Origin of the sequence: Herpetosiphon giganteus, assembly GCF_016907925.1 — a bacterium.
In the GTDB taxonomy this organism is placed as follows: Bacteria; Chloroflexota; Chloroflexia; order Chloroflexales; family Herpetosiphonaceae; genus Herpetosiphon; species Herpetosiphon giganteus.
Genome location: NZ_JAFBCZ010000023.1, coordinates 25,840 through 39,216 on the forward strand (window position 1 = coordinate 25,840; position 13,377 = coordinate 39,216).

11 protein-coding genes are annotated in these 13,377 nt (G+C 52.0%); 9 read left to right on the forward strand and 2 right to left on the reverse strand.

Annotated elements, in window-relative coordinates:
- The first annotated feature begins 2 nt into the window (after positions 1-2).
- Entirely contained in the window at positions 3-614 is a 612-nt protein-coding gene (locus tag JOD20_RS18740) for an RNA polymerase sigma factor (RefSeq protein WP_204756739.1), read from the forward strand.
- A gap of 183 nt (positions 615-797) precedes the next feature.
- Here JOD20_RS18740 and JOD20_RS18745 read toward each other — a convergent pair whose 3' ends face one another.
- Positions 798-2,873 (reverse strand): molybdopterin oxidoreductase family protein, encoded by a 2,076-nt coding sequence (locus JOD20_RS18745; protein ID WP_204756740.1) that lies wholly within the window; start codon positions 2,871-2,873, stop codon positions 798-800.
- A 224-nt stretch (positions 2,874-3,097) separates the two neighbouring features.
- Here JOD20_RS18745 and hflX point away from each other — a divergent pair, with 224 nt between their 5' ends.
- The 8 genes from hflX (at position 3,098) to JOD20_RS18785 (ending at position 12,564) form a co-directional block, all read left to right on the forward strand.
- Positions 3,098-4,432, forward strand: coding sequence for a GTPase HflX (gene hflX, locus JOD20_RS18750; protein ID WP_204756741.1), 1,335 nt, complete (start codon positions 3,098-3,100; stop codon positions 4,430-4,432).
- A gap of 497 nt (positions 4,433-4,929) precedes the next feature.
- Positions 4,930-6,384 (forward strand): DUF4832 domain-containing protein, encoded by a 1,455-nt coding sequence (locus tag JOD20_RS18755; RefSeq protein ID WP_204756742.1) that lies wholly within the window; start codon positions 4,930-4,932, stop codon positions 6,382-6,384.
- 171 nt (positions 6,385-6,555) lie between these two features.
- Positions 6,556-7,875 (forward strand): MiaB/RimO family radical SAM methylthiotransferase, encoded by a 1,320-nt coding sequence (locus JOD20_RS18760; RefSeq protein ID WP_204756743.1) that lies wholly within the window; start codon positions 6,556-6,558, stop codon positions 7,873-7,875.
- Positions 7,872-8,810 carry a CPBP family intramembrane glutamic endopeptidase gene (locus tag JOD20_RS18765; RefSeq protein ID WP_204756744.1) on the forward strand — a complete coding sequence of 313 codons (939 nt, stop codon included), beginning with the start codon at positions 7,872-7,874 and terminating at the stop codon, positions 8,808-8,810. The genes JOD20_RS18760 and JOD20_RS18765 overlap by 4 nt, the downstream gene beginning before the upstream one ends.
- An 84-nt stretch (positions 8,811-8,894) precedes the next feature.
- Positions 8,895-9,722, forward strand: a complete 828-nt coding sequence (locus JOD20_RS18770) for a tetratricopeptide repeat protein (RefSeq protein WP_204756745.1) — start codon at positions 8,895-8,897, stop codon at positions 9,720-9,722.
- Positions 9,723-9,788: 66 nt separating this feature from the next.
- Positions 9,789-10,535, forward strand: a complete 747-nt coding sequence (locus JOD20_RS18775) for an ATP-grasp domain-containing protein (protein WP_204756746.1) — start codon at positions 9,789-9,791, stop codon at positions 10,533-10,535.
- 138 nt (positions 10,536-10,673) lie between these two features.
- Positions 10,674-11,678 carry an alpha/beta fold hydrolase gene (locus JOD20_RS18780; protein WP_204756747.1) on the forward strand — a complete coding sequence of 335 codons (1,005 nt, stop codon included), beginning with the start codon at positions 10,674-10,676 and terminating at the stop codon, positions 11,676-11,678.
- A 58-nt stretch (positions 11,679-11,736) separates the two neighbouring features.
- Complete coding sequence (locus tag JOD20_RS18785) at positions 11,737-12,564, forward strand: NAD(+)/NADH kinase (protein ID WP_204756748.1); 828 nt, start codon at positions 11,737-11,739, stop codon at positions 12,562-12,564.
- Here the strand turns inward: JOD20_RS18785 and JOD20_RS18790 are convergent.
- Entirely contained in the window at positions 12,539-13,300 is a 762-nt protein-coding gene (locus JOD20_RS18790) for a hypothetical protein (protein ID WP_204756749.1), read from the reverse strand. The genes JOD20_RS18785 and JOD20_RS18790 overlap by 26 nt on opposite strands.
- Positions 13,301-13,377 lie beyond the last annotated feature (77 nt).

Sequence of the window (13,377 nt, forward strand, 5' to 3'; positions counted from 1 at the left end):
CTATGAACAGCGAAGTTCGCAATCAAAATCAACCCAGCGAAGCAGTGGCCATACAACTCGTCGAACAAATTTGTCGCGGCGAACAGGCTGCAATTTGGGAGTTGTATAGTTTGTATCAAGCTGAACTTTCGCATCAATGCTTAGTTTGGATGCATGGCAATGCTCACGATGCAGATGAAGCCTTGAGCCGTTTGGTGCTCAAAGCTTGGGAATCGTTGCCACGCCATGCGCATAAAATTACCAATGCCAAGGCTTGGTTGATGCGTATGGCCTACAACTTGTGTATTGATCTGCATCGCCAGCAGCAACGCGAACTCAAGCGCTTGCAACCGCTCGATAGCCTGCTGGCCAATGATGAAAATATGCCGCAAAGTGCCACGCCCTCGCCAGAAACTGCCTTGCTCAAGCGCGAAGTCTACGAAACGATTAATCAAGCTTTGCAAGCATTGTCGCCGCGCCTCAACAGCACTTTTTCCTTGTGGTTCTACAACGATATGTCGTGCGATGCGATTGCCCAGCACCAAGGAATTTCGCTGGCCAATGTGTATAAACGTTTGCAACAAGCCCGCGATATGCTTCAACCTCAATTACGCCCAACCACGGTCGAAGGATGAAGGATGAGGGATGAAGGATGAAATGCCAAATCAAAAGGCAGAAATCAGAAGGATGAGGGATGAGGGATGAAGGATGAATTATGAGGGATGAAATTTAACCACGAAGAACGCGAAGGTTTGTTGGGATCAAGCTTCGTGCTCTTCGTGGTTTCGTTCTTCGTGCTCTTCGTGGTTTCGTTAGCCTTACTCGCTGGCCTCAACCTCGACAACAATGCCGTTTAATGCAGCGTTGCCACTGATAGGATCGATCGCTTGGTCATCGGTTAAGTCGTTGATGCTGCTGCCAGGGTGGGCTTGAGCGATCTGCAACTTCGTATCGGGGTAGCAATGGCCCCAACCATGCGGCAAGCTGACCACGCCAGGCATCATGGCTTGATTAATTTCTAAGCCTGCTTCGATGCTGCCAACGCGCGAGCTGATTTTAACGCTTTGGCCATGCTGCAAATGGCGTTGTTCTGCATCGTCTGGGTGCATTTGCAAGGTACAACGATCATCGCCCTTGACCAAGCGTTGGCTATTGTGCATCCATGAATTGTTGCTGCGCAGTTGCCGCCGACTGATCAAACGCAGTTGCTTGCTTGGCGCTTGCTGCAACAACTCAGCCAGCCGTTCCAAATCATTGGCAAGCACTGGCGGAATCAGTTGAATTTGTTTATCGTCGGTAAATAAGCGCTCTGGAAGCCGTGGTTGCAATGGCCCAAGATCGATGCCATGCGGGTGCTGGGCCAACTCGCTAAGCTGAATCGCATATGGCCCTGAGCGCAATCCACGCTCAAGCATCGCTTTTGGTGGGAAAATGCGCCCCTCTTTTTCGCTCATGCGTTGGGTTAATTCGCCAAAAATTTGCCAATCGTGGCGAGCATTCTGGTCGATCTCAAACAACGCAGGGCTATATTTGGCGGTGTTGCGAATCGCCAAATTATGAAACAGCACATCATAATGATCGTGCTCCAAGGGCGAGCTGGGCGGCAAAATCAAATGTGCATGACGCGTCGTTTCGTTCAAATAAAAATCTATCGAGAGCATAAATTCGAGCCCAGCCAAGGCTCGATCAAGCTGTTGACCATTGGGAGTCGAAAGCACCGGATTGCCCGCCGAGGTGATTAAGCCGCGAATTTGGCCTTCGCCTGGGGTCAAAATTTCTTCGGCCATTGCTGCTGAAGGCAATTCGCCAGCAAATTCTGGCAAGTTGCGCACGCGAGTATGCCAGCGGCCAACATTGCCTTTGCTGCCAAGCGGCAAGGTATCGAAGGCAGGCGTGGTAAACATCGAGCCGCCCTCACGATCCAGATTACCAGTGATGATGTTGAGCAGTTGAATCAGCCATTGGCTCAGGGTGCCAAACTGCTGGATCGAAACTCCAATCCGGCCATAACAGACAGCGCTGCTGGCGTGCGCAAAATCATGGGCTAGTTGCAGAATGGTGCTGGCGGCGACTCCTGAAATCGCAGCCACCGCATCCGGGCTAAAGCGCTCGAACAAGCTTTCCAGTTCGTCAAGGCCATGGGTAAAACCAGCTAAGCGCGCAGGATTAGCCCAACCTTCTTTGAGAATCGTGTGAATCAGCGCCGCCAACACTAAGCCATCGCTGCCTGGCTGAATAAAATAATGTTGATCGGCCAGTTGCGCAGTTTCAGTTTGGCGCGGGTCGAAAACCACAATTTGGCCGCCGCGCTGCTGAATAGCCTTCAAACGGCGTTTGATGTCGGGAGCGCTCATAATGCTACCATTCGAAACCGCCGGATTCGCCCCAAACATGAGCAAAAACTGAGTTCGATCAAGATCGGGAATTGGTAGCATCAGTTGATGACCATACATGTGATAAACCACCAATTGATGAGGCAATTGATCGACTGAGCTGGCCGAGAAGCGATTTTTGGTGCGTAGGCTGCGCACAAAGGCCCCAGCACCCAAGGCAGTGCCAAGATTGTGCACCGAAGGATTGCCTTGATAAATCGCGATGCTATCGGGGCCATAGCGTTCCTGAAGCTGCTTTAATTGGCTAGCAGCATAGTCAAACGCTTCGTCCCACCCAATTGCATGCCAGCCATCGGCGCGGCGTTGCAACGGCTGACGCAACCGATCAGGGTCGTGGTGAATATCGCCTAGTGCGCTGCCTTTGGGGCAGATATGACCGCGACTGAGCAGATCAGCCTGATCGCCGCGAATCTGCTTAACTGCGCCATCGGCCACCGTAATCGCCAAGCCACACATCGCCTCGCAGAGTGGGCAGGTTCGATAATGGATCTGTTCAGTCATCGCTACGCCTCCTTGCGTCACACAATTAATCCCATTATCGCATAGCAAAATCAGTCGTGCGAGGGATGAGCCATGGCCAAACTTATGCTACAGTATCAGCAAAGAGCAACCACAGCGAATCCTTGGTGAAAGGCGGAACCCAAATGATCAAGTTATGGTAAAAGAACAACGTTATCGTTTTTGCAGTTAATTACGCTGTGGGCAGGAAAATTTTAAGGAGTTGTATGAGTAATACCGTTCGGGAAAAAATGCATGTTACCGCCAAACCCAAGGAACGCGCCCTGTTAGTCGGGGGCGATGTTTATAATAACCGCGAAGCTTGGCACATCGACGATTCACTCGATGAATTGGCGTTGTTGGCCGATACTGCTGGCCTTGAAGTGGTTGGCACGGTTTCGCAAAAGCTTGATCATCCCAATCCCAAAACCTATATCGGGCCAGGCAAAGTGCGCGAAGTTGCTGATTTGCGTTCGGAAACGCCCTATGATGTGGTGATTTTCGACGAGGAGCTTTCGCCTTCGCAAGCCCGTAACCTCGAAGAAGCAATCAAGGTGAAGGTCATCGATCGCACAACGTTGATTTTGGATATTTTTGCTCAACATGCGCGCACTCGCGAAGGCAGTTTGCAGGTTGAGCTTGCTCAATACGATTATTTGCTGCCCCGTTTGCGCCGCGCTTGGACTCACCTTGAGCGCCAATCTGGCGGTGGTGGTGGCGGTTCGGGGGTGGGGGTTGGTTTGCGCGGGCCTGGTGAAACTCAGCTCGAAAGCGACCAACGGATTATCGGCAAACGAATTGCGCTGTTAAAAGAGCAATTGGCCGATGTCCATCGCCACCGCGAGCTCTATCGCCAAAATCGCCAAGAATCGGGCTTGCCGATTATTTCAGTCGTTGGCTATACCAACGCTGGCAAATCGACCTTGCTCAATCGCTTGGCCCAAGCAGATGTGCTGGCCGCCGATATGTTGTTTGCCACGCTCGACCCAACTACGCGCAAGGTTGCCTTGCCCGGTGGCCGCGCAGTGTTGATGACCGATACCGTCGGTTTTATTCAACGCTTGCCAACCGCCTTGGTCGCGGCGTTTCGCGCCACCTTGGAAGAAATTGCCGAAGCCGATGTATTGCTGCATGTTTTGGATCTGACCCATGCGAATGTCGAAGAACAATTCAAAACCGTCATGGATACGCTCAGCGAGCTAAAAGTCCAAGACAAGCCGATTCTGACGGTGTTCAACAAAATCGATAAGATCGATGTACCGAGCGACACCGAAATTGTGCGCATGATCACCGAGTTGGGCTTGCCAATCGACCGCTGGGTGGCAATTTCGGCGCAACAAAACATCGGAATTGATCGCTTGCAAGCGGCAATTGAGCAAATGTTGATGGAGCGCATGGTCAAATTCGAGGTCATGATTCCCTACAAAGCCAACGAGCTTGTGGCGCTTTGGCACGAGCGCGGCATGATCGAAAGTGAAGAATTTGGCGAGGAAGGCACGACGCTTAAGGGCGCTGTGCCACGCCAATTTGCTCATCGCTACGAGCAATATCGCCTGAAATAACTTGATTTTGCCCAGAGCTGCGTTTGATTGCTGGTCGATCGAACGCAGCTTTTTTGATCCACGAAGGAACACGAAGGGCACGAAGGGCTGTAACCGCGAAGGCCACGAAGAACGCGAAGTAGATGTGGCTAATGGCTCTAGACTATTGGCTATCGGAACAATTGTTGTCATTGCAAGAAATCTCCGATAGCCAATAGCTGTAATGGTACATCAAGTTAACCACCGCCTGATCCCCTCACCCCTCTCCCGTCCGACGGGCGAGGGGCTTTACTGCTGTGGTTCTTATGCAATTCGTCGGTAAAAACCGATACTCCCCTCGCCCGCGTTCAGTGGGAGAGGGGCTGGGGGTGAGGGAATGAACCATGGTTGCCAACCTCATGAACCATTACAACTAGCCCAAAGCCCTCATTGCTCAGCGCTAGTTTTTTGACATCCTACCTAATCCTCGCTAGCCTATAGCTCATAGCCTTTGTGTAATCGCTAGCGAGGATTGGGCAATGCGAACAGTTAAAGTGCTCGTTGGGTTATTGGTTATGGCTGGGTTGGGCGTGGTTTGGTATGTGCTGCGGCCTCAACCTAGCCCGATTTGGCAAACATTCACGCCAACGATTATTTCAATTGAGCAGGCAGAGCTAGCCAATCCTGGGCGCGGGCTGTATCAATGGCGTGGCCAAACCATGATCTGCCCAGCAGCATTGATTTCCAATCGCGAGCGCTACGATCGCTGGACATGGGCGGCGCTTGAGCCAAACGAAAATCAATACAATTGGCAGCCGATCCACCAATTGTTGGATAACGCTGAAGCGCAAGGCCAGCGGGTTTGGCTTGGTTTGGGCGCAAGTGCTGGCCCCAACAGCAGCGGCCCGTTTATGCCCGAATATTTGCAACAGGCTGAATTTGGCGCAAGTTTTGAGGGCGATTGGTATCCAAATTATAATCATCACTATGTGCAAGCGCGGCTCGAAGCCTTGCTCGATGGATTTGTGGCCGAATTTGCTGGCGATCAGCGGATTTTGGGCGTGCAGATGCGCAGTTATGGCCGTTATGGCGAGGGCTATTTGCCGTGGAATGCTGATAAAAGCCATGGAATGTGGGCCAGTGACAGTACGGCCCGTTGGTTGGTTGATGCTTGGCACACGCGGCTCAGCCAGCATTTTCTTATTTCGATTCCGCTCAGCAATAATCCAGTTTTTTACTATGCGATGACCAAACAGCCCTATTGGAGCATCACCCGCGATGCCTTGGGCATGCCTGAGCAAATGCAAAATATCGATCAATTAATTCAAAGTGACATCACCGTTGATGGCATGGCAATTGGCCCGTTGGTAGCTGAGCGCTGGAAAGTAGCGCCGATTTTTAGCGAGATGATTGGCGAATATGGTGAGCACGATTATAGCGGCCAGTTTGCGGCGGCCCAAACTCAGGTCATTTCCTATCACATTTCGTATGTGAGCAATGGCAATTTTGCCCAGCCCTATCGTGAAGGCCCGTGGGATTTTTGGCGTGATCCAGTTAATTGCCCTGAACAAGCAAGCAATTGGACGCAGGCTGATATTCACAATTTTGGGCTGGCTGGCACATTAGCTGGCTATCGCTATGCGCCAAGCAGCATCAAACTCGCCGTTAATGATCAGCAACTGCACATCGAAAGCACATGGCAAAACGCTGGCGTTGCTCCAATCTACGAGCACTGGCCGTTGGTATGGCAAGTGCGCGATCAGGCTCAGACGCTGGTGTGGCAAGCAGAAGCGAGCCTTGATTTGCGGCAGGTGCTGCCGAATCAAGCCTTTGTGCATAGCCAGCAATTTGCCCAATTTTCGTTGCCAGCAGGCGAATACGAAGTGAGCATCGTTGCGCCTGCAATCAATCGTTACGTGCACCCACTCCAGTTGGCGATCGACGGCAAGCAGGATGATGGCCGCTATCGGCTTGGAATTCTGAGCATTCGTTAATATCTCATTTTGGGCCGAATCAGAAAAACGTGGCACAATACAAGCAAGGCTTTTTTGGCGACAAACGTGGCTTAATTGGCTTAAACTCTCGCTTGCGACGGTTGCGATGGCCTGATTCCTAGGCTATAATGCTGCGACTTTTGCTATTAACGACGTAAAGGCTATAGGGTTATGGAACGAAATCGCTATTTTGTATGGACAGTTGGCTGTCAAATGAACGTCTCTGATTCAGAGCGTCTCGAATCGGCGCTGCAAGGGGTAGGCTATACTCCTGCTGAGCAAGCCGAAGATGCCGATTTTATTGTATTAAATTCGTGCTCAGTGCGTGCCAATGCTGAAGAAAAGATTATCGGCAAAATTACCGATATTCAACGCATCAAGCGCGAGCGGCCTGATACCAAAATTGTGCTGTGGGGCTGTATGGTCGGCCCAAATAATCAATCGATCTTCAAGAAAAAATTACCAATGGTTGATCACTTTGTCTCGCCATCGGCGGTTGACGAAGTGTTGGCCTTAGCGCCAAACCCAATCTACCAGCTTGACGAGCCTGCCTTGCCCGTAGCCGATTGGGAAGTGCCGCCAGTTAATGTGCATGTGCCAATCAATTATGGCTGCAATATGTCGTGTGCCTATTGTGTGATTCCGTTGCGCCGTGGCAAAGAGCGCTCGCGCCCAATGGCCGAAATTGCCGATGAAGTGCGCCGAATTTGTGCTCGTGGAGCCAAGGAAATTACCTTGCTGGGCCAAATTGTCGATTCATATGGCCACGATTTGCCCGGGCGGCCCGACCTTGCCGATTTGCTCGAATATATTCACGATACCCCGGGTTTGGTACGCTTGCGCTTTTTGACCTCGCACCCAGCCTTTATGAGCGAAAAATTATTACACGCAATTGCCCGCTTGCCCAAAGTGATGCCCGACATCAACTTGCCAATTCAAGCCGGCGATGATCAATTGCTCAAGGTGATGAAGCGCGGCTATACCGTGGCCAAATATACCAAATTGATCGAACGGATTCGCGAGATTATCCCGAATGTCTCGTTGAGCACCGATATTATTGTTGGCCATCCTGGCGAAACGCGTGAGATGTTCGAGCGCACGCTGGAAATGGTCGAAAATTTGCGCTTTGATAAAGTGCATATTGCGGCCTATTCCTCGCGGCCTGGCACCAAAGCTGGCGAGATGGAGCTTGACCCAACCTTGGCAGTCGAACATGGCGAAAAGCAATATCGGCGGATTGCGCTTGAGCGTTTGCAAGAACGGATTATTACCGAGCGCAACGAAGAGCTTTTGGGCCATGATGTTGAAGTGTTGGTCGAAGAATTTACCAAAGGCAAATGGCGCGGTCGCGATCGCAACAACAAATTGATCTTTTTCGAGGCCGAAGGCAATTGGTATGGCAAAGTTGTCAACATTCATGTAACTGAAACCCGACCATGGTGGTTGGGCGGCGATCTGGTTGGCGAAGCGCTGGCAGTGGGTGCAGTATGAGCTACGGCAACGACGACCAACAGCGCGAACGCAACGACGCAGTATTAAAAGCCTTGGGCGGCGTAGCGCAACCACCAATTGCCCCACCGCAAACCTTGCAGCAACAGCCCATGCAGCAAGCTGGGTGGTATCCTGCCAATCCAGCCGATCAGGCCTATCAAGTGCCGCAGGTGCTCGTAACCGAAGAAGGCCAAAGCAGCACGCCAATGGCCTATTGGGTACTGCCCGATTTGATTATTGGCTTTTTGATTGCGGTTATTTTGCAAGTGGTAATTATGGTTGGCTATATGCTGGCCAAGGGCTTGAGCAGCATTGACGAAATTCAAGGCTTGCTGACCGACCCAACCTTTATGTTGCTGAACGCACCCACTTTGGGCTTAGGCTTTACCATGGCAAGCATCTTGCGGGTCAAGCTGCTGCGCAAATTGCCCTTGGCATGGTTTGGGCTAAACAGCCAAAAACTAGGCCTTGCCTTGGGGCTTGGGTTTGTGGCTGGGATCAGCTTTCTCGTGACCAACTTTATCTCTGGCTTGATTGGCACGGCTTTGGGCAGCAATCCTGATCAGCAAGATCAATTGATTGGCCCATTTCGCGATGCAAGCAACTTGCAAATTGGCCTCTTTGGCCTGTTTGTGGTGATTATCGGGCCATTTTTAGAGGAAGTCTTTTTTCGTGGCTACGCGTTTCGGGCCTTGCGCCAAAAGCTTGGTGTAACCTGGGGCGTGGTGTTGAGCGCAGTGATGTTTGCCCTGCCGCACGTTTTTGGCGTGACGACCGGCTATATTGCCTTGTTGATTCCAATTTTCTTGGGCGGGGTCATCTTAGCCATTGTCTACCACTACACCAATAACTTGTGGAGTGCTGTTTTAGCCCACTCGATGAATAACTTTGTTGGCTTTCTTGGCCTGCTTGCGGCCTTGAAACTCGATATTTAAGCAAATAGCTGTTTTCGGATTAGTTTAAAGCGGATGCGGCGCGAGCTGCATCCGTTCTGTGTGATTAAAATCTGGAGGAAACCAGTGTCCAAGCAAGATGATAAGATGCGTATTCGCAATCGTTTAATTGATCAGGCCATTACTGAAGCTGCTAATAATCAGTGGGAAGCGGCAATTGAACTCAATCGCAAAGCAATCGAACTGGCCGAAGATCCAGAAACCTATAATCGTTTAGGCAAAGCCTTGCAAGAAGTCAATCGGTATAGCGAAGCACTCGAAACCTATCAAAAAACTCTGAAGCTGGCTCCTAGCAATATCATTGCGCGCCGCAACATCGATAAGCTAACGCCATTGTTGAGCAGCGAAGGCAAAACCAACCAACGCAGCCGCGAGTTGGTCGATTTGCGCTTGTTTGTGAGCGAAACAGGCAAAACTGGGATTACAACCCTGACCAATCTTGCCAACCCTGGTTTGGTGAGCCAATTGGGTAGCGGCGAAAGCGTCGAGTTGCGCCACGAAGGCCGCTTGCTGAATGTGTATACCAGCGATGGCATTTTAATTGGGCGGATCGAGCCAAAACTGGCCCAACGCTTGGCCGAGTTGATCGATGGTGGCAATAAATACGCCGCAGCAATTGCCCACATCGAAAATGGCCAAGTGCGGATTGTGATTCGCGAAACCTTCCAACACCCTTCGCAACGCACCAAAATCTCGTTCCCTGGCAAGCTTAGTGGCGATATGGGTTCGTTCCGGCCATATGTTCGCGATTACTCGTTGCGCTACGATTTTGATGGCGATGACGACGATGAAGTTGATGAAATGGGCGAGGAAGAAGAAGAAGATCTCGACGAAATGAGCCTCGATGACGTTGATAACGACGACGGCGACGACGACGACGAATTAGGCAGCTAGTTCGGCTCACTCCCGCCCCTCATCTGCAATTGATGAGGGGCTTTTTGATTAACCGAGGTTGCAACGATGGACGAGGTTCACCCGCTTCCAACCCTTGTGCTTTCGCCCCGCTATACGCCAGATTCACAGGCCTTGTGGCGAGCGGCAATTCAACGTGGCTGGCATGTTCAGCGGCTTACTCATTGGACAGCGCCGCCACCAGTGCCGATTAATGCTCCCGTTGTGCTCTACCTAGAGGGTGGATTGGCCCACTCGATTGCTGAAGCGTTGGGTCTGAAGCTCCCAGAACCGCCAGATAACTGGCTGCCGCAGTTGCCAATCGAATATCGCCAGCGCCAGATTCAATTAACGACCATGGAAGCTGCTCAGGCTCTGCTGCCAGCCTTTGTAAAACCGCCAAATGATAAACGCTTTCCTGCAAAAGTTTATTCGTCGCCCGCCGAACTGCCAGCTGAAGCAGCTGATCTCCCAGTGTTGGTGGCGGAAGTCGTGGTTTGGGAGAAGGAATTTCGCTGCTTTGTGCTTGATCGTCAATTACGTACTGCTTCGCTCTATGCTCGCTATGCTGCGCCCCAAGATGAAGCTGATTTTGCGAGCACTGCCGAGGAACATGCTGAGCTTGAGCAATTTTTGCAGCACCTCTTGGATGATCCGCAGGTTGAACTTCCGCGTGCTGTGGTCATCGACGTTGGCGTAATTGCAGGACGCGGCTGGGCAGTGGTTGAACTTAACGCAGCTTGGGGGGCGGGCATCTATGGCTGCGATCCTGCGCAGGTGCTTGAAGTTGTGCGCTATGCAACTGAACGCTTGTGAACAGCGTTGATGTTGTGCGTCCGCAAGATCGATGCTGCCATCGCCCGAATTGACGAGGGCCGTTCACCCTGATTAACCTATGGTTTGGCGCTGGCTTGGCTATAGTTAGGCTATATCTTTTGATTTAAGGAATAGCCGATGAATACACAACCAAAACGTTCGCTGTTACGGCGGATTGGGCGCTGGATGCGCTGGATTGGCCTCTTGCTTGTTGGGTTGCTGATTGGGGGCTGGTTTTTTCAACGCTGGGCCAGCCAGCGTGATCGCCAACGCTTTTTGCCTGCCGAGCAGCAAATTATGGTCAATGGCCATGCGATGCGCCTCGTTTGTGTGGGGAGTGGCAGCCCAACCATCGTGCTCGAAGCAGGTTTAGGTGATAACGCCGATGTTTGGGGCTTGGTTCAACCTGCATTGGCCGAAAGCTATCGGGTTTGTGCCTACGATCGGGTTGGCATGGGTTGGAGCGAGGCTGTCGCAGGCAAGGCCGATAGTGGCTCGATTGCCCAAACTTTGCACGAACTGCTCAATCAAGCCAAAATTTCAGGGCCGTATGTGTTGGTTGGTCATTCCGCTGGCGGTTTGTATATCCGCGACTATGCCCAACGCTACCCTGCCGATGTGGTTGGTTTGGTGCTGGTCGATTCATCGCACGAACAACAGCAACAACGCCAGCCCAAGCTTGCCAATGATCCCTTTGAATTAATGCGTCAGTCGATGCTGGTCTGTGATGCGGTTGCTCCTTTTGGAATTATTCGCGGCATTGGGCTATTTGACCAATCGCAAGCGACCTATGCCAAGCTGCCAGCAGCAAATCAAGCTTCGATTAGCGCCAGTTCCTATCAAAATGCCACCTGTGAATCGCTTGCCGCAGCGTTGCAAGCAGTGCAGCAAGATCTAAATCAGGCCCAAGCGCCGCAATCGCTCAACGACCTGCCATTGGTTGTGCTCACCCGTGGTATGGCCGAGCCAGCAATGACTGAGGAATTTGAACAAGTTTGGGATGAATTGCAACACGAATTGACCCAGCTTTCGAGCAATAGCCAGCAGCAGATTGCTGAACACAGTGGCCATTATATTCATCTTGATCAGCCAGAGCTTGTGATTGATGCGGTGAAATGGGTGGTGAGCCAACAAGCCAAATAGCGAGCGGCCTAGTGAGTGTGTTATGATGCAGCGCAGAATGGCCACCACAGGAGGCGCTATGCAAACGATTGGCGTTTTATACAATCCCCTTGTGCCTGCAACAGCCCAAGCAGGGGAACGAATCGCGGCTTGGTTAGGCGAACGGGGGGTAAGTGTGTGGCTAGGCACATCGCAAAGTGCCCGCGATGAGCCAGAGTTGGTCGCACCCTGCGAATTGTTGTTGGCGCTTGGCGGCGATGGCACGGTGCTGCGCGCTGCACGGGTTGGTATCACCCACAATATGCCAATTTTGGGCGTGGCGATGGGCCACCTGAGCTTTATGGCCGAAGTAACCGAAGAATCGGTTTTTGAAGGGCTTGAGGTGCTGCTCAACGGCGGCGGTTGGTACGATCATCGTACCTTGGTGCGGGCGCGGGTGTTGCGCCAAGGCCAAGAAATCTACAACGATTTGGCCTTGAACGAGGTGTTGCTTTCGCGGCGTGATGTAGCGCGCGTCGTCCATGTTTCAGTTGCGATCGACGACATGCCGCTGACCAGCTATCGTGCTGATGGAGTCTTGGTTTCAACCGCAACTGGTTCGACTGCCTATGCCTTAGCCGCAGGCGGGCCGGTGCTCGACCCGCGCTCCGATGCGTTGTTGTTGGTGACAGTGGCTGGCCACTTAACCAGCTTGCCAGCGCTGGTGCTGCCGCCAGCAACCAAAATTACTTGGACGTTGGCCCGTCATCATCCGACGATTATTAGCCTTGATGGCCAGTGGTCGTTTCCGATCGAGCCTGATGATCAGATTGAGGTGACGCGGGCAGAAGAAATTTGTCGCTTTGCCCATGTTTATCCGCAAGCCCATTTTTATCAGACACTTACTCAACGCTTGCGTCGGCAGTAGCCTGTTCGCTGGCGAGCCATGTTTGATAGCGCTGCAAGAGCAAGCCGCTAGTCTGCCGATAATCAGCCCATTGTTTATCGAGCGGCGCAAAGGCTTGCTCCAGCGCTTGCCATAAATTATCTGGCAATGCCGAGGTTGGTTGGAGGCGCAAACTGCCTGCAACCGCCTCGACCACTTTCATGCAGCGCCGCGCAGGATGCTGCATCAACACCTCGGATAAGCGCCAACCACGCAAGGCACTCAACAAGGTCAAGGCTGTATAGATGCCACTCGAACGCCCCATTGCATCCAGCAACGAGCTAGCTGCTGGCTCGCTGTGTTGGCTTTGCCAAGTGTAGCGCCAGGCCAAACCATCGAGCGTATGCCCAATCGCCACACTCACCAACATCAAATCGCCGCTGCTGAAGGCTGGTAAGCGCGGCAAATTGCCCACGAAATCGCCTAAGGCTTGGCCAAGCACCGATGTGCCTGCCGAACGGTTTTCGGCTACTGCCCGTAATCCCCGCCAATAGCGCTGCGCTTGCTCAATATTCAAATCAAGGTAGGTTAATGTGTGATGTTCAATCATCAAAAGCCATGTGAACCAACGCCCAATTACTGCGGCCTCGCTTAGGCTGCGAAATGGCGCTAAATGGTGTAAAAGCTGGGTCGCACGGGTCACATGCTCCAAATCGGCGTGGGTATAACTGCCCATCCAGGTGAGCAACATTGGATCAGGCAAGGCATGTTCGTCCATTCAAATTCTCCATTAATTGGCATTTAGTTATGCTGATTCCCTTAGCCTCTCGCAAGGGTTGGCTTTTTTCATAGGAT